At 59.8% G+C, this 22,673-nt stretch carries 21 protein-coding genes and 1 tRNA gene; 13 read left to right on the top strand and 9 right to left on the bottom strand.

What is annotated here, in order from left to right:
* Positions 1 to 123 precede the first annotated feature (123 nt).
* Positions 124 to 1,824, bottom strand: coding sequence for a long-chain fatty acid--CoA ligase (locus ACP7BS_RS25100; RefSeq protein WP_426240266.1), 1,701 nt, complete (start codon positions 1,822 to 1,824; stop codon positions 124 to 126).
* Between the two features lie 390 nt (positions 1,825 to 2,214).
* On the opposite strand from ACP7BS_RS25100, the gene ACP7BS_RS25095 reads away from it, so the two are divergent.
* Both ACP7BS_RS25095 and ACP7BS_RS25090 read left to right on the top strand, forming a co-directional pair.
* Positions 2,215 to 3,426 carry an MFS transporter gene (locus ACP7BS_RS25095; RefSeq protein ID WP_426240265.1) on the top strand — a complete coding sequence of 404 codons (1,212 nt, stop codon included), beginning with the start codon at positions 2,215 to 2,217 and terminating at the stop codon, positions 3,424 to 3,426.
* 189 nt (positions 3,427 to 3,615) lie between these two features.
* Positions 3,616 to 4,767: an AI-2E family transporter gene (locus ACP7BS_RS25090; protein WP_426229355.1), complete on the top strand. Its 1,152-nt coding sequence runs from the start codon at positions 3,616 to 3,618 to the stop codon at positions 4,765 to 4,767.
* Here ACP7BS_RS25090 and ACP7BS_RS25085 read toward each other — a convergent pair.
* Positions 4,760 to 5,047: an MOSC domain-containing protein gene (locus tag ACP7BS_RS25085; protein ID WP_426240264.1), complete on the bottom strand. Its 288-nt coding sequence runs from the start codon at positions 5,045 to 5,047 to the stop codon at positions 4,760 to 4,762. The two genes, ACP7BS_RS25090 and ACP7BS_RS25085, sit on opposite strands and share 8 nt — an antisense overlap.
* A gap of 238 nt (positions 5,048 to 5,285) precedes the next feature.
* Between ACP7BS_RS25085 and ACP7BS_RS25080 the strand changes: the two genes are divergently transcribed.
* Complete coding sequence (locus ACP7BS_RS25080; RefSeq protein WP_426240263.1) at positions 5,286 to 6,113, top strand: bifunctional allantoicase/(S)-ureidoglycine aminohydrolase; 828 nt, start codon at positions 5,286 to 5,288, stop codon at positions 6,111 to 6,113.
* Between the two features lie 39 nt (positions 6,114 to 6,152).
* Here the strand turns inward: ACP7BS_RS25080 and ACP7BS_RS25075 are convergent, their stop codons facing one another.
* From ACP7BS_RS25075 to ACP7BS_RS25060, 4 genes are all read right to left on the bottom strand, one after another.
* Positions 6,153 to 6,341, bottom strand: coding sequence for a hypothetical protein (locus ACP7BS_RS25075; protein ID WP_426240262.1), 189 nt, complete (start codon positions 6,339 to 6,341; stop codon positions 6,153 to 6,155).
* Between the two features lie 202 nt (positions 6,342 to 6,543).
* Complete coding sequence (locus ACP7BS_RS25070; RefSeq protein ID WP_426229352.1) at positions 6,544 to 6,705, bottom strand: hypothetical protein; 162 nt, start codon at positions 6,703 to 6,705, stop codon at positions 6,544 to 6,546.
* 662 nt (positions 6,706 to 7,367) lie between these two features.
* Positions 7,368 to 7,443, bottom strand: a tRNA-Thr gene (locus tag ACP7BS_RS25065).
* Between the two features lie 123 nt (positions 7,444 to 7,566).
* On the bottom strand, positions 7,567 to 8,526 hold the full coding sequence (locus ACP7BS_RS25060) for an NAD(P)H-dependent flavin oxidoreductase (protein WP_426240261.1): 960 nt from the start codon (positions 8,524 to 8,526) through the stop codon (positions 7,567 to 7,569).
* Between the two features lie 371 nt (positions 8,527 to 8,897).
* Between ACP7BS_RS25060 and ACP7BS_RS25055 the strand changes: the two genes are divergently transcribed.
* Positions 8,898 to 10,034 (top strand): biotin transporter BioY, encoded by a 1,137-nt coding sequence (locus ACP7BS_RS25055; protein ID WP_426240260.1) that lies wholly within the window; start codon positions 8,898 to 8,900, stop codon positions 10,032 to 10,034.
* Positions 10,035 to 10,064: 30 nt separating this feature from the next.
* On the opposite strand, the gene ppk2 is transcribed toward ACP7BS_RS25055, so the two are convergent.
* A complete protein-coding gene (gene ppk2, locus ACP7BS_RS25050; protein WP_426240259.1) occupies positions 10,065 to 10,946 on the bottom strand; it encodes a polyphosphate kinase 2 in 882 nt (293 codons plus the stop codon).
* Positions 10,947 to 11,094: 148 nt separating this feature from the next.
* On the opposite strand from ppk2, the gene phoR reads away from it, so the two are divergent.
* The 7 genes from phoR (at position 11,095) to phoB (ending at position 18,877) form a co-directional block, all read left to right on the top strand.
* Positions 11,095 to 12,336 carry a phosphate regulon sensor histidine kinase PhoR gene (gene phoR / locus ACP7BS_RS25045; protein ID WP_426240258.1) on the top strand — a complete coding sequence of 414 codons (1,242 nt, stop codon included), beginning with the start codon at positions 11,095 to 11,097 and terminating at the stop codon, positions 12,334 to 12,336.
* 194 nt (positions 12,337 to 12,530) lie between these two features.
* Positions 12,531 to 13,565: a substrate-binding domain-containing protein gene (locus tag ACP7BS_RS25040; RefSeq protein ID WP_426229343.1), complete on the top strand. Its 1,035-nt coding sequence runs from the start codon at positions 12,531 to 12,533 to the stop codon at positions 13,563 to 13,565.
* A gap of 100 nt (positions 13,566 to 13,665) precedes the next feature.
* Positions 13,666 to 15,150: a phosphate ABC transporter permease subunit PstC gene (gene pstC, locus ACP7BS_RS25035; RefSeq protein ID WP_426229342.1), complete on the top strand. Its 1,485-nt coding sequence runs from the start codon at positions 13,666 to 13,668 to the stop codon at positions 15,148 to 15,150.
* A complete protein-coding gene (gene pstA, locus ACP7BS_RS25030; protein WP_426229341.1) occupies positions 15,147 to 16,469 on the top strand; it encodes a phosphate ABC transporter permease PstA in 1,323 nt (440 codons plus the stop codon). The genes pstC and pstA overlap by 4 nt, the downstream gene beginning before the upstream one ends.
* Positions 16,470 to 16,481: 12 nt before the next feature.
* The gene (pstB, locus tag ACP7BS_RS25025; RefSeq protein WP_060636187.1) at positions 16,482 to 17,297 is read left to right on the top strand and encodes a phosphate ABC transporter ATP-binding protein PstB; all 816 of its coding nucleotides are present in this window, start codon (positions 16,482 to 16,484) and stop codon (positions 17,295 to 17,297) included.
* Between the two features lie 78 nt (positions 17,298 to 17,375).
* Entirely contained in the window at positions 17,376 to 18,086 is a 711-nt protein-coding gene (gene phoU / locus ACP7BS_RS25020) for a phosphate signaling complex protein PhoU (RefSeq protein WP_426124020.1), read from the top strand.
* A 107-nt stretch (positions 18,087 to 18,193) separates the two neighbouring features.
* Positions 18,194 to 18,877, top strand: a complete 684-nt coding sequence (gene phoB, locus ACP7BS_RS25015) for a phosphate regulon transcriptional regulator PhoB (RefSeq protein WP_062583052.1) — start codon at positions 18,194 to 18,196, stop codon at positions 18,875 to 18,877.
* 21 nt (positions 18,878 to 18,898) lie between these two features.
* On the opposite strand, the gene ACP7BS_RS25010 is transcribed toward phoB, so the two are convergent.
* Both ACP7BS_RS25010 and ACP7BS_RS25005 read right to left on the bottom strand, forming a co-directional pair.
* Positions 18,899 to 19,279, bottom strand: a complete 381-nt coding sequence (locus ACP7BS_RS25010) for a VOC family protein (RefSeq protein WP_426240272.1) — start codon at positions 19,277 to 19,279, stop codon at positions 18,899 to 18,901.
* Positions 19,280 to 19,285: 6 nt separating this feature from the next.
* Entirely contained in the window at positions 19,286 to 19,819 is a 534-nt protein-coding gene (locus tag ACP7BS_RS25005; protein ID WP_426229339.1) for a GcrA family cell cycle regulator, read from the bottom strand.
* A gap of 433 nt (positions 19,820 to 20,252) precedes the next feature.
* On the opposite strand from ACP7BS_RS25005, the gene ACP7BS_RS25000 reads away from it, so the two are divergent.
* Together ACP7BS_RS25000 and argF are read left to right on the top strand one after the other, a co-directional pair.
* Complete coding sequence (locus tag ACP7BS_RS25000) at positions 20,253 to 21,452, top strand: aspartate aminotransferase family protein (protein WP_426240257.1); 1,200 nt, start codon at positions 20,253 to 20,255, stop codon at positions 21,450 to 21,452.
* Positions 21,453 to 21,498: 46 nt separating this feature from the next.
* Positions 21,499 to 22,416, top strand: coding sequence for an ornithine carbamoyltransferase (argF, locus tag ACP7BS_RS24995; RefSeq protein WP_426229337.1), 918 nt, complete (start codon positions 21,499 to 21,501; stop codon positions 22,414 to 22,416).
* The last annotated feature ends 257 nt before the right edge of the window (positions 22,417 to 22,673 follow it).

The raw sequence follows: 22,673 nt of genomic DNA, 5'->3' as shown, positions 1-22,673 counted from the left end.
GCAAAACCCGCAGCCGCGGGCGATGATCTTCAATCATGTCGGCCTCCAAATCACCGACACACTTGAATCAGACTCGTGAAATTTCCGAAATACCCGTTAACCCGAGTTCAGGGCCGTGGGAATCTACCCACGCAGGTCTTTGCGCAAGATCTTGCCGACGTTCGACTTCGGCAGCTCGGTGCGGAACTCGACGAACCTCGGGCGCTTGTAATTGGTCAGATTAGCGGCGCAATGCGCCTTGACCTCGGCTTCGGTCAGGTTCGGGTCCTTCTTGACCACGAACAGCTTCACCGCCTCGCCGGAATGTTCGTCGGGCACGCCGATGGCGGCGCATTCGAGAATGCCGGCAAGGGTCATGGCCACTTCTTCGATCTCGTTGGGGAAGACGTTGAAACCGGAGACCAGGATCATATCCTTTTTGCGGTCGACGATTTTGACCAGACCTTCCGCATTCATGAAACCGATATCACCCGAGCGGAAAAAACCGTCATCGGAAATGGCCTTGGCGGTTTCGTCCGGCCGTTGCCAATAGCCGGCCATCACCTGTGGGCCACGGATGCAGATTTCGCCGATATCGCCGAGCGGCAGGGTGTTGCCCTCCTCATCGCGGATATCGACATCGGTCGAGGGTAGCGGCAGGCCGATCGTGCCGGTGAAGTCATTGCCGTCGAGCCGGTTTGCGGTGGCGACGGGGGAAGATTCCGAAAGGCCGTATCCTTCCTTGATCGGCGATCCCGTCATCTTCTCCCACCGCTCCGCAACTGGGCGCTGCACTGCCATGCCGCCGCCGAAGGTGAGTGCCAGGTCGGAAAAGTCTAGTCTTTGGAATTCGGCATTGTTCATCAGCGCGTTGAAAAGCGTATTGAGGCCCGGAAAGATATTGATCTTGTACTTGGCGATCTCCTTGACGAAGGCCGGGATGTCGCGCGGGTTGGGGATCAGGATATTCTCGCCGCCCGTGCTTAAGCCCATCAGTGAATTCACCGTCAAGGCGAAGATATGATAGAGCGGCAGGGCGCAGAGAAACACCAGGCGTTCCGGCCGTTTCTTCTGAAGGAAGGCTGTTTCCAGCCATAGACCCATTTGCGCCATGTTCGACAAAAGGTTGGAATGGGTTAGCGTTGCGCCCTTGGAGACACCGGTCGTACCGCCTGTATATTGCAGGAAGGCGACATCGCTGGGTTTCACATCCACGGCCTTGAGCGTTTGGCCCGCACCCTTTGAGAGAGCCGCCTTGAAGGACAGATGTCCCGGCAGAGACCAGGCCGGCACCAGCTTCTTTACCTTGCGCACGACGATGTTGACGATCAGGCCCTTGAGGCCGAGAAGATCGCCCATCGTGGCGACGACGGTGTGTTTCAGATCCGTGCGTGCCGCCACTTGCTCGACGGTGTGGGCGAAATTTTCCAGAACGAAGATTGCCTTGGCGCCGGAATCCTTCAGCTGGTGTTCCAGCTCGCGCGGCGTATAGAGCGGATTGACGTTGACGACCGTATAGCCGGCCCGCAGGATGCCGAAGACGATCACCGGGTTTTGCAGGATATTCGGCATCATCACGGCGACGCGATCACCCTTGGCAAGGCCCGTCGATTGCAGCCAGGCACCGATTTTCCTGCTCTGCGTATCGAGGTCGCCGAACGTCAGCGTCTTGCCCATGCAGGTGAAGGCGGCGCGATCCGCATATTTCTTGCAGGACTGCGCGAAGAGGTCGCCGATCGAATCGTAAGGCAACGGAATAATATCGGCCGGCATGCCGGGGGGGTAGGATTGCAGCCAGGGTTTAGCCACATGAGGGCCGGGGGTCTGCATCAATGTGTCAGGCATCGTCTCTCTCCCTCATCGGTCCGCGCCGCGCCCAAAAGTGAAGCGCGCCGTCTCTCCCTTTTCCATGCACAACCCTGTCCGAAAGTGTCTCCGGCAAGCCTCCAGCGCATACGCGAAAAATCCCTCCAGATCTTTCGCATGATCAAGATGGGGCTTTTGTTGCACGCCATCAAGAGTGTTCCGGATTATATAACCTTGACGTAAACGTCAATAAGCGGCGCGCACCTGGCCAGATTTCGTGGCATCCCTGCGCATCAATCTCTTTGCGAGCAGGCGCAAAAGCGTATATTGCATCGCAATAGCGCCAAGGTCTTCCTCCCGTTTCCGCCTCGGCTTCCCATTTCAGAACGAAAATCCTTCGGGCCTATGTGGCTCCAGGCAGGTCTTCCTATGTCAGACGACGCTCTTTCTTCCATTCCGGCCGCCCGCTGGGGCGGCATGTCCAGCGCTGAATTGGCGCTGGCCGTCGGCGGCTTCGGTATCGGTACCGGCGAATTCGCCATCATGGGGCTTTTGCCGCAGGTGGCCGGCGATCTTTCGGTTTCGGTTCCCTATGCCGGCCACGTCATCAGCGCCTATGCGATCGGCGTCGTCGTCGGCGCACCGCTCATTGCAGTGCTTGCCGCGCGGTTTTCAAGGCACAATGTGTTGCTCGCACTGATGAGCCTGTTTGCGCTTGGCAATCTTGCCAGCGCCGTCGCCGATAGTTTTGGCCTTTTGGTCGCCGCCCGGTTTCTCGCCGGCTTGCCGCATGGTGCCTATTTCGGCGTTGCGGCGCTGGTTGCCGCCGGCATGGCTGCCCCGCACCAGCGGGCCCGCGCCATCGGCCGCGTCATGATGGGCCTAACGGTCGCGACCCTGGTTGGCACGCCGCTGGCGGCATGGTTCGGCCAGGCACTCGGCTGGCGCGCAGCCTTTGCCATCGTCGGCGCCATCAGCGTACTGACGATCGTCCTGACCTGGTTCTATGTGCCGAAGGATCGGCGCAACCCGTCGGCATCGCCGCTGACGGAGCTTGGCGCGCTTGGAAAATCCCAGGTCTGGCTGACGCTCGGCATCTGCGCCATCGGCTGTGGCGGCATGTTCTCGGTCTTTAGCTATATCACCCCGGCCCTCACCGAGGTTGCAGGCGTATCGCTCGGAACCGTTCCAATCCTCCTTTCGGTCTTTGGTGCCGGCATGATCCTTGGCAATATCGTCGGCTCGCGCCTTGCCGACTGGAAGCTGATGCCGGCCATCGGCATCGCGCTGGTCTTCAACCTTGTCGCCTATGTGCTGTTCTATTTCACCATGACGACGCCCTGGATGGCGGTCATCAACGTTCTTCTGATCGGCGGCGGTTTTGCCGTCGTACCCGGTATCCAGATGCGGCTGATGGATGTGGCGGGCAAGGCGCAGACGCTGGCCGCAGCGCTCAGCCATTCCGCCTTCAATCTCGCCAATGCGCTGGGCGCCTGGCTCGGGGGCCTGTCCATTGCCGCCGGTTACGGCTGGACATCGACCGGTCTTGTCGGCGCGATGATGTCGGTGGCCGGTATCGGCATTTTCCTGTCGTCGGTCTTCCTCGACCGGTCGAAGAGGGCGGCCGCCAGCCAAGGATAACGTGACGTGGAATGCCGCCGCGTTTAACCGTCGTTCTTCCCGATCAAAAAACGTTTGTCATCCGCTTGTGTTGACCATGCGGTCATACTTACCTATGCCGCACGCTGACGAGTTTGCCGTACACGACGGAAACACGCTGGCTAGCCGTGAGTTTTGCTGTCATCTTGGTGACACTTGGAGGAACGCTTTTTGCAACTGAGCAATCGTGAACGGGACGAACTGCCCTCGGAACCGCGCCTTTTTGGCCGCACGGCCTATGAACGCTCGGCGCTTGTGGGCCCTATTGCGGCTGCGCGCTGGCTGTTGGTCTTCGTCCTTCTGGCAGGCGTCTATTTCTTTCATGGCTTTCTCGTGCCGGTTCTGGCGGCGCTGGTCATCGGTTTTGCCAGCTGGCCGATCTACCGCTGGCTCCTTGGCGCCATCGGCGGCAACCGGACGATCGGGGCGACGATTGCCATTATCGCCGTGATCTCCTTCATTGTTGCGCCGATCTCGCTTGCTGCCGTCTATGCCGTCGATGAGGTTCACAACTGGGCCGTCTGGACGATCGAGACAAACGCTGCCGGTGCTCCGGTACCGATATGGCTCACCCAGATTCCGGGACTGGGCGTCTGGCTCGGCGTCCAGTGGGCAAAGTATGTCGGTCACCCCGGCGCGCTCGGTGAGTTGGTGCAACTCGTCAGCGGGTCCAATATCGGCAATATCTATCGCGGCGTGCTGGTTGTCGGCGCATCGGCGTTCCAGTCGATGCTGACGCTTCTCTTTATGCTGATCACGCTTTTCTTTGTCTACCGCGACGGAGAAAAGCTCGTCGCCCAGCTCGATCGTCTTGGCGAACGTATTCTGCCGATGCGCTGGGAACGCGTTTCGCGCATCGTGCCGTTGACCATCAGCTCGACGGTGACCGGCATGGGCATCATCGCCATCGGCGAAGGTATCGTGCTGGGGATTGCCTATTGGATGGCAGGCGTTCCGTCGCCGGTCACGCTCGGCATCATCACCGGCATCATGGCGCTTGTCCCCGGCGGTGCGCCGCTATGCTTCACGCTGGTATCCGTCTATCTCTTCGCCAGCGGATCGCCGGTCGCGGCTGTGGCCTTGTTTGCCTGGGGAACCATCGAACTGTTCATCGTCGACAAGACGTTGCGGCCCAGGCTGGTCGGCGGACCCATCAAGCTGCCGTTCCTGCCGACATTCTTCGGGCTTGTCGGGGGCGTCAAGACCATGGGCTTCCTCGGCTTGTTCGTCGGACCGGTGCTGATGGCATTGCTCGTGTCGATCTGGCGGGAATGGCTGCGCGAGGTGACGACCCCGACACCGCCAAGCACGATCATCAAATAAGGCTGACGGCGTCGCCATGCTGGATCGGCGGGGCCTCTACCACGCTGGCCAGAACGCCAAAACCGCCGCCGCCGTGGCGGGCAATCGCGTGCAGAACGTCCTTCGCGAAAGGCAGTTCGCCCTGCGCCAGCGCCTCTAAGCTGCAGCCCTCGCAGGGCTCGGTGACAGCAACCAGCGCGTCGCCGATCCGCAGCCGCCTGCCGATCAGCTGCCGGTCGGGGAAAGCCTGGTTCAGCCTCATCCATGCCGATGACGATGTTCGGGCGAAACCGTCTGACATCCGCCTGAGAGCCCAGCGGCACAAGGCCGGCAAGGGCTTTGAGCGACGCTATGGTCAGGATATGCAGATGCCCCCGATTATAGCGCGGCGCCGATTTCTTCCTCCTGCGTGAAAGTGAATCCAGAGATCGGAGGGAATTGCCGCGTGATCTGCGCGCTGTGTTGCGCTAATGGTTTTCCACGCCCGATGGCATCCCGCCGCCGTCTTGGCTTATCCATTCGAAAGTTCAGGGAAGCAGATGAACCGCACCTATTACGCCCCGCAGGGCGGCGCGCCCGCGCAAACCCAGCTGTTGACGGACCGCGCCGTCTTTACCGAAGCCTACGCCATCATCCCCAAGGGCGTGATGATGGATATCGTCACCAGTTTCCTGCCGTTCTGGGAGGATACCCGGCTCTGGGTTCTGTCGCGGCCGCTCTCCGGATTTGCCGAGACCTTCTCGCAATACATCATGGAAGTCGCCCCCGGCGGCGGCAGCGACCGGCCGGAGCTCGATGACGCTGCCGAAGGCGTGCTGTTCGTCGTTGAGGGTGAATTGACGGTGACGCTGGATGGCGAAGCGCATCAGATGCGTCCGGGTGGCTATGCCTTCATTCCGCCTGCGAGCAAATGGTCGGTCCGCAATATCAGCGGCCAGACCGTACGGTTCCACTGGGTGCGCAAGGCCTATGAGTTCGTCGAGGGACTTGACGTTCCAACGCCTCTTTTCCTCAACGAAGCCGATATCGCGCCGTCGCCGATGGCCGGCACCGAGGGCAAATGGGCAACGACGCGTTTTGTCGATCCCAACGACCTGCGCCACGACATGCATGTGACGATCGTCACGTTCGAGCCGGGAGCGGTGATCCCATTCGCCGAAACCCATGTCATGGAGCATGGTCTCTATGTGCTGGAAGGCAAGGCGGTCTACAGGCTCAATCAGGATTGGGTCGAGGTCGAGGCGGGTGATTATATGTGGCTACGCGCCTTCTGCCCGCAGGCCTGCTACGCCGGCGGTCCCGGAAAATTCCGCTACCTGCTCTATAAGGACGTCAACCGCCACATGAAGCTGAAGCCGCGCGCTTGAGCGGCCACATCATCGTAAAGCGTCCCTGCTGGAAAAGCTTCAGGCAAATCCGGCGGGGATCGGTGCGATCGTCCGGTCGCTGCCATAGTCCCGCTGATGGGCCATATGGCCGCGAAGCCGCTGCGGTTCCGCTTTGATCTCGCGCGACGGAAGGTCGAAAGCGCCGTCGGCATAGGTGCCGGTGTCTGCCGATTCGGTACGCTTGCCCTTGAGCAAATTGAAGATCATCGAAGGTCCTTCCGGATTGTCGCATCAACGGCTGATCCGCCGAACCGTTCCGCTCATAGCCGAAAAATAGTTAAAAAATTAACCATGTTCGCCTGAGGAGCCGGGCCAGCAAATGTGATGCGTACCAAGAGGGATCTTACATATGATGTAAGACAGTCATGAGGCAGTCGTGTTTTGAAAGGACAGGCCGGATCAGAAGGGGCTAGTTCAGCGGCCCAGAAACCAGTTCGTCGCTTAGAATCCGGAAGGCTTCATCGAGAGCATCCACCAGAATATCGGTCAGCTTGTCGCCGTTCTCGTCCTGCAGAAACATGGCGATGGCTGCGTCGCTGGGTTCGGCTGAATACTCGATGATGTTCGACATGTCATTGTCCTCTGCTACCCGGCATCATGCCGGAGGTGAGGGCAGGATAGGCTGCGTCGCTTGCGCCGGGCTTGAACATCCCGGTGGGTGCTACTCCCCGCATTAACCTTCGATTAAGGATTTGAACAGTCCTGTTGCGTATTTTTCACGCTCAGTGTCTGCGCGCGGTCATTGGATTTGCAGATCAGCCGGAAATCTGAAAAAATAGCCGGACAGAACGACTTGCCTTGTTTCAACAGCACGCCATCTCTCCATTCTGGAGGAAGCATGAGCCACAAGTTAGTTATGATTCTCAGTGCCCTCGGCGTGTCCAGCGTGATCCTGTCGAGTTGCGTCGATGAAGGCGGATACCTCTATTCTAATGCGCGTGTGCCCACCGCCTATCGCGAGCGGGTGGTCATAGAGCGGCGCTATTATTACGTTAGGCAAGGGCTGAGCTATCGGGATAGGCCGCAATATACCTATGTTCAAACGGGAGACCGCAGAAGTCCTCGATGCTTCGGGACAAATTGCTACGTCGGCGCGACCTACAGGGAAGACCCCTATTACCAGCTGCCCAACTGAGCGGAACGCGTTTGTCACAACTTGAAAGGTAGAATGAGCGCTTGAAATCCCACGGGGATTCGCAAGGCTTTGTATTGGCGATGCTTTGTGGAGGATTATGGTGCCGCTTAGAGGACTCGAACCTCTGACCCCATCATTACGAATGATGTGCTCTACCACCTGAGCTAAAGCGGCCAGCATGCGTTCCGCAAGGTTGCGAAACGATGTGTGAGGGGCTGATACCCGCAAACGGCTGGGATTTCAAGTCATCAGTTTTGAGAACGGGAAAAAAGCTTGCGGCAAGGGGAATGGCGCCTTTTACAGCGCCAGCCTTTGTCTCGCCGCTGAATATTCCAAGGCCAGCCGATCGACGAGGCTGGCAGTGGAGACGATCTCCGTGACGGCGCCGATGCCCTGACCGCAGCCCCAGATATCTTTCCAGGCCTTGGCGCCGGTGGTGGCCGTCTCGAAATCCATCTTGGACGGATCGGCTTGCGGCAGGTGATCCGGGTCGAGGCCGGCGGCGACAATCGAGGGCTTGAGGTAGTTGCCGTGAATGCCGGTGAAGGAATTGGAATAGACGATGTCGGCGGCCGCGCTGTCGACGATCATCTGTTTGTAGGCATCGCTGGCGCGCGCCTCGGTGGTGGCGATGAAGGGCGAGCCGATATAGGCCATGTCGGCACCCATGGCCTGCGCCGCCAGAACCGCGCCGCCGGTTGATATCGCGCCGGACAGCATAAGCGGCCCGTCGAACCAGGTGCGGATTTCCTGAATGAGCGCGAAGGGCGAGAGTGTGCCTGCATGGCCACCGGCGCCGGTCGCAACCGCGATCAATCCGTCGGCACCCTTGCGGATGGCCGAATTGGCGTGGCGGTTGTTGATGACGTCATGCAGCACGATGCCGCCATAGGAATGGATCGCCGCATTGACCTCGGGCACGGCGCCAAGCGAGGAAATGACGATCGGCACCTTGTATTTGACGCAGAGCATCAGGTCGTGTTCGAGCCGCTTGTTGGACTTGTGGACGATTTGGTTGACCGCGAAGGGGGCTGCCGGTTTGCCGGGATTGCGGGAATTGTAGGCGGCGAGGTCCTCGGTGATCTCGGCCAGCCATTCATCCAGCTGGGCTTCCGGCCGCGCGTTCAGCGCGGGGAACGAGCCGACGACCCCGGCCTTGCACTGGGCAAGCGTCAGGGCCGGATGCGATATGATGAAGAGCGGCGCGGCGATGACGGGCAGGCGCGTTGTGCCGTTGAGAATGGCTGGCAGGGACAAGGTTCACTCCCGGTTTTTATTTTGACGTTTCCGTAAACGTAAGAACTTTAGCAGCGGCTTGGCGTTTTGCAAAGGCTGATTTGTCGGCGTTGATACCCATGGTTCTGCCAAAACCACCGGGTTTTCCCCGGTGCTGACGGGCCGTTTGACGCGCAAGGCTTGCAGATCGCAGCGTCAACCGTTACCCAATTGTTAACACATTCAAAAGCGTGCCGGGTTTGCAAGGAAAGTCTGCCGTTGAGGATGGATTGTTTGTAAGGCCCAAGGCCGGTCGTGTAAGGTTTTTAGGCGACAGTCATCCGGCCGCCGTGGGTCTCGATGCGCCTTAGGCCTTGCAAGGTCACTGATGCCTGCACCAAGAAGGACGAAGAGTGAGCGGACTGGAAACTGCTATCAGACAGGCGTTGGAACGCTCCGAGAGGGCGAATTCCGAAACGCGCGCGCGCATCTACCAATCGGCGCGCAACGCGCTCGAGGCCGGCCTCAAAAAGCAGGATGTGCACGATCCCGACGTGATCGCCCAGCAGCGCCACCGGCTTGAAGGTGTTATCCACGCCATCGAGCTGGAGGAGCGTGCCAGTCTGAAAGCTGCTGCATCGGTGCCGCCGCCGGTCCGCGCCGAGACCGCCAATATCCCGGTGCCATCGGCGGAGCTTGATCACGACATCTCCATGCCGTCCGAACGAAATGCGCAACCGGCGGATAGCCCCGTCGCCGACGGCGGGCTTTCCGGCTTGCGTCCGGAGCGCCGCGATGGGCCGCGTGTTGCCGAGCCAGCATCGGCCGAACCGGTCGCCGGCAAGCGCGGTCGGGCTGCCAAGGGCGAAGCGGCGGCAAAACCCCGGCGGCGCAAGCGTGGCAGCTTTCTCTCCTTCGTCATGGTCATCACGACGCTGGTTGCTGCTGCCGTGATGGGCGCCTGGTGGGTTGAAACCAGCGGGCTTTTGAAAACGGCGGCCGAGCGCGATACCAGCGTCGCCAATCCGCCCTCGACGGTACAATCGGAAGATTTCGACGGGGCAGCCGGCCTGAAGACGCTGGGGCCGCAAGCGGGATTTTCCGGCGATTGGGTTGACGTCTTCACGCCTGCCGATACGAGCAATGTCAAGGCGGACAGCCGCGCCGCAGCGGATCCCGTCGGCGACGAGCGTGGGCAACGCCTTCGCATCACCTCGGCGACGGCCGACGCGGACGGCAACGTATCGATCGAGATTCCGGCTTCGGTGCTTGAGCAGATTTCCGGCAAGACATCGACCGTCGCCCTCAGCGTCCAGGCCGATACCGGCAAGCAGACGCAGTTTTCGGTCGAATGCGATTTCTCCTCGCTCGGCGATTGCGGCCGCCACCGGTTCACGGTGAATGAGGAAAAGAACGACATGCTGTTCAAGGTGACGTTCGATCGCAGCCTTGCGCCGAGTTCGCCGGGACGCATCCTGATCAACAGCGATGTCACCGGTACCGGCAACAGCCTCAGCGTCTATGCGGTTCGGATTCTTCCCGGCCAATAAGCGCGTCCATCGAGTGATGGAACGCCACGGCTATTTCACGAAGCCGTGGCCGAAGCCGAGGATTTTGTCGTCAATCTTGCCGATCGCGCTCTTGTCCTTGCCGTCATAGTCGAGCGAATTCAGAAGGTAACGGATCAGGTTCAGGTGCGCGCGCTTCTTGTCGTTGGCGCGAACCACTGTCCAAGGCGCATAGTCGGTATGGGTTTCCCGCAGCATGCTGTCGCGTGCCTCGGTGTAGTCGTCCCATTTCGTCAAGGCGGCAATATCCATCGGCGAAAGCTTCCAAACCTTCAACGGATCGTGCCGCCGGTCGTGGAACCGTTTCAATTGCATCTCCCGGCCGATATCCAGCCAGAATTTGAAAAAGAAAATATCGTCGCCGGTGATCAGTTTCTCCAGCCGTGGCGTATGGCTCAGGAACTTCTTGTGCTGTTCCGGCGTGCAGAAGCCCATGACGGGTTCAACGCCGCCGCGATTGTACCAGGAGCGATCGAACATCACGAATTCGCCGGCCGCCGGGAAATGTGAAATGTACCGTTGGTAATACCACTGTCCCTGCTCGGTTTCCGTCGGTTTGGGCAGCGCGACGACACGGGCGGAACGGGGATTTATATAGGATCGGATGGCATAGATGGAACCGCCCTTGCCGGCGGCATCGCGTCCCTCAAACAGCGCAAGAACGCGTTTGCCGGTTGCCTGCAGCCAGAACTGAACCTTGACCAGCTCGATCTGCAGTTTCTCCAGCAGATCGTCATATTCGTCGCCGTCGAATTTCTTGTCGTAGGGAAAGTCACCGGAAGCCAGCGCATTGTTGTCGATCCAGCCGGGTAGCTTCGGATTGTCGATGTCGAAAACCCGCTCCTTACCGTTGACCACCAACTCGACCGGCTTGTTTTCCTGAATATCCGTCATGACCTATCCTTGCTGAATGGATTGTACGGCCGGCCGCCGATTTCACGGGAGGAGGCCACAATTGCATTGCGATTTCAAGCATGCCGTGAAAATCATGTCATGAACCTCCGCTATCACCGGTCAATTGCACCGTGCACGTGAGACCATTTTGGAAGATACAACAAAAGTCTGGGAACGATTGAAGGGGACAGCCAAGTCGGAGATATGGGTCATCGGCCTGTCCGTCGCCGCTGCCGGAGGTCTTGTTTTCTCGGGCATTCATACCGCAGCTGTGCTGCTGTTCTGGCTTGTCTGGATGATCGTCCTGTTCAATCGGTCCGCTGATCCGAAGCCGCCGGTCCCGGAGGTTGTGCCCTCGGTGGTGGAAGACACTGATCTCGATATGCTCGCGACGGTCTTCAACGCGCTCGACACCCCGATTTTGGTGGTGGCGCCCGATGAGACGGTCCTGTTGCAGAATCAGGCGGCGGAAAAGGCCTTTGGCACCATCCCGCCAAACTCGGACCTGTCGGCTCGCGTCCGTTCGCCGGGCATTCTCGATATGGTCCGTGAGACCATCATCACTGGCAAGGTCAACCAGATCGAGCATTCGGAACGGTTCCCGTCCGAGGCGGTCTATATCGTCCGGGTCGCCCCGGCGGAGATCGGTCAACGCGCCGACGAACGGCTATACGTTCTGTCCTACCGCGACATTTCGCAGGCGCGCCGCATAGACCGGATGCGCTCCGATTTCGTCGCCAATGCAAGCCATGAGCTGAGAACGCCGCTGGCCTCCTTGCGGGGTTTTATCGAGACCTTGCAAGGGCCTGCCCGCAACGACCAGAAGGCGCACGAAAAGTTTCTTGGCATCATGCACGAGCAGGCGACCCGGATGAGCCGGCTGGTCGATGATCTCCTGTCTTTGTCGCGGCTGGAGCTCAAATCCCATATCGCGCCGGATGAGGCGATCAATCTGGCGCCGCTGCTTGGCCATGTCCGGGATGCGCTGGCGCCGCTCGCCGAGGATGTCGGCGTCGAGATTTCGCTGATCGTGCCGGATGAACCGGTCATCGTGCAGGGTGACCGCGACGAGTTGACGGAGGTTTTCGAGAACTTGATCGAAAACGCCTGCAAATATGGCCAGGAGGGTAAAAAGGTCGAGGTCACGCTGTCCGGCGGCGGTGGCATGCCGGCGGAAGTTTCCGTGCGCGATCACGGGCCGGGGATTCCCGCAGAGCATGTTCCGCGTATCACCGAACGATTCTACCGGGTTAATGTCGAGGCCAGCCGGTCGAAAAAAGGCACGGGCCTCGGGCTTGCCATCGTCAAGCATATCCTCACCCGGCATCGCGCCAGACTGCTTGTTCAGTCCGAAGTCGGCAAGGGTACGGTGTTTACCGTGAGGTTTTGACACAAACTTTTCACCTGAAATGTCATTTTTTTAAAATAGTGAATTATTTCAGCCTGTTGACCTGTCACAAATGTTTCGTCAAGTTGACATAAAAGGTGTGGGCATCGGGCGCTAACTAGGGCGGCCGATCGACACGGCGAAAGCGAGCGCTGGTGAAAAGCGCACCCACACAAGCCCATTATGGGAGTATTCTGATGAAGTCCTTGAAACTTACTGTTGCAGCTCTGGTTGCATCCGCCGCTTTTGCAGGCGTTGCCATTGCTCGCGACCAGATCCAGGTCGCCGGCTCCTCGACCGTTCTGCCTTACGCAAAGATTGTTGCCGAAACGTTCGGCGAAACCTTCCCCGACTTCAAGACCCCGGTCGTTGAATCCGGCGGCACCGGTGCCGGCCTGAAGGAATTCTGCAAGGGCGTTGGCCCGGACACGATCGATATCGCCAACGCATCGCGCAAGATCAAGGACAGCGAGCTGGAAACCTGCAAGGCAGCCGGCGTTACCGAAGTCCAGGAAGTCAAGATCGGCTATGATGGCATCGTTTTCGCAACGGACAGCAGCAATGCTGACCTGAAGCTCGAGCCGAAGGACATCTACCTCGCTCTGGCTGCCGAACTGGTCATCGACGGCAAGCTCGTTGCCAACCCTTACAAGAAGTGGTCGGAAGTCAACAAGGACCTGCCGGACGTTGAAATCGCCGCTTACATTCCGGGCGAAAAGCACGGCACGCGCGAAGTCTTCGACGAGAAGATGCTGGCCCACGGCTGCAAGGACACCGGTGCTGACGTTGCCATCAAGGGCCTCGTTGCCGACGAAAAGGAAGCCGCCAAGAAGTGCATCGCCGTTCGTAAGGACGGTCTGGCGATCGACATCGACGGCGACTACACCGAAACCCTGGCCCGTATCGCTTCCAACAAGAACGGCATCGGCGTTTTCGGCCTGTCCTTCTATGAAAACAACGCTGACAAGCTGAAGGTTGCGACCGTCAGCGGCATCGTTCCGTCGACGGAGACGATTGCTTCGGGCGAATATCCGGTTTCGCGCCCACTGTTCTTCTACGTCAAGAAGGCTCACCTCGGCGTTATCCCGGGCCTGAAGGAATATGTTGAATTCTTCCTCGACGACCAGATGGTCGGCCCGGACAGCCCGCTGGCTGCCTATGGTCTCGTTCCGGCTCCGGATGCCGAGCGCGAAGCTGACCGCAAGGCCTTCACCGACGGCAACCTGCTCTAATACAAGTCAAAAATCCGGCACGGCAGCCTTGCCGTGCCGGACCTCCCGAGTATGCGGATTTGCCGGCTGTCGATGATTGACACGCCGGGGGGACATATCGATGAGCACTTCTCTTATTCTTTTGATCATTTTGATCGTTGGCCTTGCGGCATATTTTGCCGGGCGCGCCCGGGCTATGGCCAGCTCCAATGGCAAGCTTTCCGTCCTGCATTCTCTTCCAGGCTATCATGGTGTCTATGTTGCCATCTGGGCGGTTCTGCCGGCGGCGTTCGTTCTTGCCCTGTGGCTTCTCGCCAGCCCGTTCTTCGTTGAAAATTCCGTTCGATCCGCTTTGCCGGAATCGGTGCAAAGCCAGGGTGGTGCGACCACCGAGCTGATGCTTGGTCAGGTCATGCAGGTCGCCAACGGTCTGAAGCTGCTGAACAGCGATGAGCTTGCGACTGTCACCAGCGGCTCCAGCAATCTTCGGGATGCGCTGGCTGCCAAGGGCGTTCCGATGGCAAATGCCGGCGAGCCCTACATGGTTGAAGCGGCGCAGCACTATAATTCGCTCAGGGATGGCAGCCGGTGGGTGATGAGCGCCGTCGTGTTGATCATCGCCATCGCCGGTGCCGTTTTCGCCATTCGCGGCATCAGCGCCCCATTCCGGGCTAGAAACCGCGTCGAACGTGTCATGCTGGGCGCACTGCTTGTTGCCTCTTCCATCGCGATCCTGACAACGGTCGGTATCGTTGGCTCGATGCTGTCGGAAGCCATCCGCTTCTTCCAGTCGGTGTCCCCCAGCGCGTTCTTCTTCGGCACGGTCTGGGACCCGCGATTTTCGGCCGCTGGTAGCGGTGGCACGGAAGGGCAGTTCGGTCTGCTGCCGCTTTTGGCCGGCACGCTCTACATCGCTTTCGTCGCCATGCTCTTTGCCGTGCCGGTCGGCCTGTTTGCCGCCATCTACATGGCGGAATATGCAAGGCCTGTCGTGCGTGGCATTGCCAAGCCGCTGCTGGAAATTCTCGCCGGCATTCCGACCATCGTCTACGGCTTCTTCGCGCTGGTGACGGTCGGGCCTTTCCTGCGCGATATATCCGCCCAGCTGAATGGACTGGTGACTGGAAACTACGTCAATTTCATCCAGGCACAGAGCGTTCTCACCGCTGGTCTCGTTATGGGCATCATGCTGATCCCGTTCGTGTCGTCGCTGTCGGACGATATCATCACGCAGGTTCCGCGTTCACTGCGCGATGGTTCGCTTGGCCTCGGCGCCACCCGTTCTGAGACCATCAAGCGCGTCATACTCCCGGCAGCACTTCCCGGCATCGTCGGTGCCCTGCTGCTGACGGCCTCGCGTGCTGTCGGTGAAACCATGATCGTGGTGCTGGCTGCCGGTGTTGCCGCCCGCATGCAGCTCAACCCGTTCGAGGCGATGACCACGGTCACCGTCAAGATCGTCAATCAGCTGACAGGCGACCTTGAGTTCAACTCGCCACAGACGCTGGTGGCGTTCGCTCTCGGCATCACGCTGTTTGCCATCACGCTCTGCCTCAACATCTATGCACTCTATATTGTGCGCAAGTATCGGGAACAGTACGAATGACCGACATGACATCCTCCGTACAGTCCGCCTTCGTGCGCCCGGCGCAGACAAGACGCGATATCGGTATCAAGAAGCGCTATGCCGCCGAACGCCGCTTCAAGGCTTACGGCTTGACCGCCATCCTGATCGGCCTGTTCTTTCTGTTCGTTCTGCTGTGGACCGTCGTCTCCAAGGGCTACACGGCTTTCCAGCAGACGGCGATCACTCTGCCGATCGAGTTTTCGGAACAGATCGTCGATCCGAAGAACGAGCGGGGCGCCAATCCTGCCAAGCTGATGACGGCGAACTATCCTCTTCTGGTGCGTGACGCGCTGGTGAAAGCGCTTGGTATCGATCCGGCCAACAAGCCGCTCGTCAAGCAGGCGACGGACATGGTTTCGGCCAGTGCCCGCACCCAGCTGCGCGATCTGGTTGTTGCCAATCCGGCCATCATCGGCACGACCGCCAATGTTTCCCTTCTGGCGGAAGGCAATATCGACAGTGCCAACAAGGGCCAGATTGACCTGACCGTTGCCGAAGCCAACCGCAAGGTGAAGGATCAGCAGCTCGAATGGATGAAAAAGCTGACCGAAACGGGCGCCATGGCCAAGCAGTTCAATACGGGTCTGTTCACCTATGGTGCATCGAGCCGTCCTGAAGCTGCCGGTATCGGGGTCGCCGCTCTCGGTTCGCTCTACATGATGCTGATCGTCCTGGTGCTTGCCCTCCCGATCGGCGTTGCAGCATCGATCTATCTGGAAGAGTTCGCACCGAAGAACCGGCTGACCGATCTCATAGAGGTCAACATCAACAACCTCGCGGCCGTTCCGTCCATCGTCTACGGTCTGCTCGGCCTGTCGATCTTCATCAACTTCGCCGGCATGCCCCGTTCGGCTGCCGTCGTGGGTGGTCTGGTGCTGACATTGATGACGCTTCCAACGATCATTATCGCCACCCGTGCAGCCCTGAAGGCGGTTCCGCCATCGATCCGCTCGGCAGCTTTGGGTCTTGGCGCTTCCAAGATGCAGACGATCTTCCACCACGTCCTGCCGCTCGCCATGCCGGGCGTCCTGACAGGCACCATCATCGGTCTGGCGCATGCGCTCGGCGAAACCGCGCCGCTGCTCCTGATCGGCATGGTGGCCTTCGTCGTCGATTATCCGGGCTCGCCGATGGACCCGTCCACTGCTCTGCCGGTCCAGATCTACATGTGGGCCAACGAAGCCGAACGTGCATTTGTCGAACGGACTTCGGGTGCGATCATGATCCTCTTGATCTTCCTCGTCGTCATGAACCTTGGCGCAATCCTGTTGCGGCGTCGCTTTGAGCGGCGCTGGTAGTGAGGTAGAAACATGAACATGATGTCAGAAGCAGCAGTTGAAAAGGCGCTGGACCAGAAAATGAACACTGTTCCCTTCAAGATGATCGGAAAGGACGTTTCGGTTTATTACGGCGAGAAGCGTGCGCTTTTCGATGTGAACCTCAACGTTCGCGAAAACACCGTCACCGCGCTGATCGGCCCGTCGGGCTGCGGCAAGTCGACATTTCTGCGGACGCTCAACCGCATGAACGACACCATCGACAGCTGCCGCGTTACCGGCAAGATCACCCTTGATGACGGCGACATCTACGATCCGAGCATCGACGTGGTGGAACTTCGTGCCCGCGTCGGCATGGTCTTCCAGAAGCCCAACCCGTTCCCAAAGTCGATCTACGAAAACGTCACCTACGGTCCGAAGATCCACGGTCTCGCCCGCACCAAGGCCGAACTCGATCAGATCGTCGAGTCAAGCCTGCAGAAGGCCGGCCTCTGGAACGAGGTGAAGGATCGCCTGCATGAATCCGGCACCGGCCTTTCCGGTGGTCAGCAGCAGCGTCTGTGCATTGCCCGCGCCGTTGCCGTCAGCCCGGAAGTCATCCTGATGGACGAGCCGTGCTCGGCGCTGGATCCGATCGCGACCGCCAAGGTCGAGGAACTGATCCACGAACTGCGCACGAACTACACGATCGTCATCGTCACGCACTCGATGCAGCAGGCCGCCCGCGTTTCGCAGCGCACCGCCATGTTCCACCTCGGCAATCTCGTCGAGGAAAACGACACCGACAAGATGTTCACCAATCCGGACGACCAGCGTACCCAGGATTACATCATGGGCCGCTTCGGCTGAGGACTTAGCTTGCCACCCTGTCATGAGGGCAGGGTGGTGGCCTTCCAACCCGGATTGTGATCGCAAGGAAAAACAATCATGTCTACGCACATTGCTTCCGTCTACGACGAAGATCTGAAGTACCTGACCCGGCGTATCTCCGAGATGGGCGGCCTGGCCGAACAGATGGTGGCCGAATCCGTGCGCGCGCTGGTCAATTCCGACCTGGCGCTTGCCCAGAAGGTCATTTCCGACGACGCCATTCTCGATGAGGCCGAGCGCCAGATCGGCGAAAAAGCAATCGTCACCATCGCCAAGCGCCAGCCGATGGCTGCCGACCTGCGCGAAATCATGGGATCGATCCGCATTGCCGCCGATCTCGAGCGGGTCGGCGATCTCGGCAAGAACAACGCCAAGCGGGTCATCGCCGTATCGACCGCCAGCCTGCCGCGTCAGCTGGCCCGCGGCCTCGAGCATCTGGCCGAGCTTGCGCTCGTTCAGCTCAAGGAAGTGCTCGACGTCTATGCGTCGCGTTCGCCGGAAAAGGCCAACAGCATCCGCGAGCGCGACAATGAGATCGATGCGATCTACACGTCGCTTTTCCGTGAACTGTTGACCTACATGATGGAAGATCCGCGCAACATCACGCCTTGCACGCATCTCTTGTTCTGCGCCAAGAACATCGAGCGCATCGGCGACCACGCCACCAACATCGCCGAAACCATCTACTATATGGCGACCGGCGCGCAGCCTGTCGGCGAGCGACCGAAGGACGATACGGCCAACACGGTCGGCGCGATCGGTAACTGATCACGCGATAAAGTAAGTAAATTCTTACGCACTGATTGCGCGAGCGGCCGCTGGAGCCGCTCGGCAAGCCTTCGGCCATCCGGCCGGGCGCCAAGGAGCTGAACTGAATGTTGCCAAGAATTGCCGTCGTTGAAGATGAAGAGGCGCTCAGCGTCCTCCTCCGATACAATCTTGAGGCCGAAGGGTTTGAAGTCGATACGATCAATCGTGGCGACGAGGCGGAAATGCGCCTGCAGGAACGCCTTCCCGATCTCCTGATCCTCGATTGGATGCTGCCGGGGGTTTCCGGCATCGAACTGTGCCGCCGGCTGCGCCAGCGCTCCGAGACAGAGCGCCTGCCGATCATCATGCTGACGGCACGCGGCGAGGAAAGCGAACGTGTTCGCGGGCTCGCCACCGGCGCCGACGACTATGTGGTCAAGCCGTTCTCGACGCCCGAACTGATGGCGCGGGTCAAGGCGATGCTGCGCCGGGCCAAGCCCGAAGTGCTGTCAACGCTGCTGAAATGCGGCGATATCGAACTCGACCGCGAAACCCATCGCGTCCATCGCAAGACCCGCGAAGTCCGTCTCGGACCGACCGAGTTCCGCCTGCTGGAATTCTTCATGGCCTCGCCCGGCCGTGTCTTTTCGCGCTCGCAGCTTCTGGACGGCGTCTGGGGCCACGACATCTATGTCGATGAGCGCACCGTGGACGTCCATGTCGGACGCCTGCGCAAGGCGCTGAACTTTTCCAACATGCAGGACGTGATCCGCACCGTGCGCGGCGCCGGCTATTCGCTGGAAAGCTGAGCGCCGTACAGGAAAGAACCGTCAGGCACTGCCGAGCGGTTCGCCAATCTCGATGGCGTGACCATCCGGATCATAAAGGCGGAAGACCCTCTGCGCCCAGGCTTGCGTCTCGATGGGGTGGATGAGGTTTACATCGCCGGAAATGCGCTCGAAAAGCGCATCCAATTTATCGTGTTCGAAATAGAGCAGGATATTTTGTCGGCCATAGGGCTCGGGAACGACTGACGGCTGTCCCCAGACCGTCGTTTCCAGGGATTTGCCGTCATGGATGGCAAATCCCGTTTCAAACATAACAAAATTGCCGAAGTCTCGGCTGATCACCAATCCCAGTATCTCGCAATAGAAAGTCTTCGAGATGCCGATATCCCGCACGAACGGGATGGGATTGACGAAACGGCCGATCCGGCCTCAGCGGGCCCGGCGACGCTCGCCGGACGGCTGGTAGGCAAGCTTGGCGTGGAATGTGCAGTAGGGCGATGTGTCCGGGGAATCGTTGCCGCAGAAGTGGAACTCGTCCTTCATCGGATCGCCAATCGGCCACTTGCAGGTGCGGTCGGTAAGCTCGGTCAGGACCAGGCGGCGCGACATCGGAACGACAACGTTATTGCCGGCCGGCGCTGCTTCCTGATCCTCGCTCGCGCCGATTTCCACTTCTTCCTTCATGACGGTTGCACCGGCGGTGCGGGTCACTGTGCGGGTGGCGGTCATGCGCGACGCTGTGTAAGTCGGTGCACGCGGCGCAGCGGACGGTGCTGGACGTTTTGCACGTGCCGTTGCGGTGCTGCCGCCGGCCTTGGCGCGGCCCGGCAGGCAGAGACGGTGGACCTTGCCGATGACGGCGTTACGGCTAACGCCGCCGAGCTGTGCAGCGATCTGGCTCGCGCTCAAGCCTTCGGCCCACAATTTCTTGAGTTTTTCGACCCGCTCGTCAGTCCAATTCATGGTCTTGTCTCCATTCCCAGCGTTGGTGATGGTCGAATCCTCCACCGAGCCCTGGATATGATCCGAGGCTGAAACGCGATAACACTTTTGGTGACTAGGTCCGCCGCATGCGTTCTAGTAATTGTTTCTTAACGTAGAGCCCGGGGGACTCTCTGACAAGAGTCCGGGGAATCTCACCGAATCGATTTCTGAGTTTTCCCCAACTTGCTTGCTATGCGTGGCATTTTTGCAAGGGTATCCGGCTAAAAAAATTGCGTCCGCTGTATAGCCGCGAATTGCCGGAAATCAGGGGCTTTTGTTGACATCGCAGTGCGAAGTGAAGATAGTGCCCCTGCCGCCGAAAGGCGGCATTTTGATTTTTTGCGGGTTGGTCACAGCCCTATCGACGACGCCGATTGTACAATTGCCGTGATGGTTTGAGGAGACATGCGCCATGGCCGATGCCACGCCGCTTTATGACACATATGCACGCGCGCCCCTGCGCTTCGAGCGCGGCGAAGGCGTCTGGCTGATCGCCGAGGACGGTACCCGCTATCTCGATTTTGCTGCCGGTGTGGCGGTTAATTCGCTGGGGCACGCACATCCGCATCTTGTGTCGGCATTGAAGGAGCAGGCAGACAAGGTCTGGCACCTCTCCAACCTTTATGAAGTTCCCGGCCAGGAAAGCCTCAGCCGCCGGCTGACGGAAGCGACGTTCGCCGACAAGGTGTTCTTCACCAATTCCGGTGCAGAAGCGCTGGAATGCGCCATCAAGACGGCGCGGCGCTATCATTTTTCCAAGGGCCAGCCGGAAAAATTCCATATCATCACGTTCGAAGGCGCCTTCCACGGCCGCACGCTGGCGACCATCGCCGCCGGTGGGCAGGCAAAGTACCTGGAAGGTTTCGGCCCGAAGGCGCCGGGCTTCTATCAGGTGCCATTCGGCGACATGGGCGCCCTGAAGGCTGCCATCAGCGAAGAGACCGCTGCGATCCTGATCGAGCCGATCCAGGGCGAGGGCGGTATCCGCACGGTACCGAAGGAATTCATGCAGGAATTGCGTGCCCTTTGCGACGAATACGGCCTGCTGCTCATCCTCGACGAGGTCCAGAGCGGCGTCGGCCGGACCGGCAAGCTGTTTGCGCATGAATGGGCCGGCGTCACCCCGGACATCATGGCGGTCGCCAAGGGCATCGGCGGCGGTTTCCCGCTCGGTGCCTGCCTTGCGACCGAGGACGCGGCGTCCGGCATGGTCGCCGGCACGCATGGCTCGACCTATGGCGGCAATCCGCTGGCCATGGCCGTCGGCAATGCCGTTCTCGATGTCATCCTTGCCGACGATTTCCTGCAGAACGTCCGCGATGTTTCTCTGGTCTTCCGGCAGGGCCTTGCCTCGCTGGCCGATCGTTTCCCCGATGTCATCGAGGAAATCCGCGGCGAAGGCCTGATGCTCGGCATCAAGGCCAAGGTGCCGTCTGCCGATCTGCTGAAGGCCATCCGCGCCGAAAGACTGCTGGCGGTGCCAGCGGGCGAGAATGTCATACGCCTGCTGCCGCCGCTGGTGACGACAGCCGAAGAAGCCCGTGAAGGCCTGGCGCGGCTTGAACGCGCCGCCGAACAGCTGACAACGGAGCGACGACAGGCATCGGCCTGAACGATGCTTCGCTAACACGCTGAAAAAACACAGGACTTTGAATAGAATGGCCGGCACCAGACATTTTCTCGATCTTTCTGCCATGACGACAACCGACTTGCGGTCGATCATCGAGGACGCCCGCGTCCGCAAAGCCGACACCAAGGCCGGAACAGCCGAAAAGCCGCTGGCCGGCAAGATGCTGGCGATGATCTTCGAAAAGCCCTCGACCCGTACCCGCGTGTCCTTCGATGTCGGCATGCGCCAGCTCGGCGGCGAGACGCTGTTTCTGTCCGGTACTGAAATGCAGCTCGGCCGCGCCGAGACCATCGGCGACACGGCCAAGGTCCTGTCCCGCTATGTCGATGCCATCATGATCCGCACCACCGATCACAACCGGCTGCTGGAACTGGCCGAGCATGCCACGGTGCCTGTGATCAACGGCCTGACGGATGCCACGCATCCCTGCCAGATCATGGCCGATATCATGACGTTCGAGGAACATGCAGGCCCGGTCAAGGGTAAGACGATTGCCTGGACCGGCGACGGCAACAACGTGCTGCATTCCTTCATCGAAGGTTCGGCGCGTTTCGGCTACCGCATGAACATGGCCGTGCCGCTCGGCTCGGAGCCTGACGACAAGATCCTCAACTGGGCCCGCAACAATGGCGGCGAGATCAAGCTCTATCACGATGCCGATCAGGCCGTGGACGGCGCCCACTGCGTCGTCACCGATACCTGGGTGTCGATGAACCAGGAACACCGCGCCCGCGGCCACAACGTCTTCCAGCCCTTCCAGGTCAATGCCCAGCTGATGGCGAAGGCCGACAAGGACGCGATTTTCATGCACTGCCTGCCGGCCCATCGCGGCGAAGAGGTGACGGACGAGGTCATCGACGGCAAGCAGTCGGTTGTCTTCGACGAGGCCGAGAACCGTCTGCATGCGCAAAAGTCGGTTCTTGCATGGTGCCTCGGCGCTCTCTAGCGACTGTCGCGCAAAAGTGCCTAGCGGCAAAGCAAACCTGAAAGATCGCGGCGCTTTAGCCGGCTTGCCCGGCATATTGAAAACCGGGTGGTGGCACACGATCTAAGCAACACGTTGAATGACCGGCAGGCGGCACGTCCTCCTTTGCCGGTCATTCGTATTCAGAAATATCCATCCATCCGCGCCGCCGTCCTCCATGGAGGCGGCTGAGCGAACGGCCGTTTTTTCAGGAACGATCTGGACAAAGCGGGCTTGCG

Source organism: Pararhizobium sp. DWP1-1-3 (assembly GCF_049896125.1).
Lineage (GTDB): Bacteria > Pseudomonadota > Alphaproteobacteria > Rhizobiales > Rhizobiaceae > Pararhizobium.
Note: the sequence above shows the minus strand (reverse complement) of the source record. Positions and strands in the feature narration are given on the sequence as shown.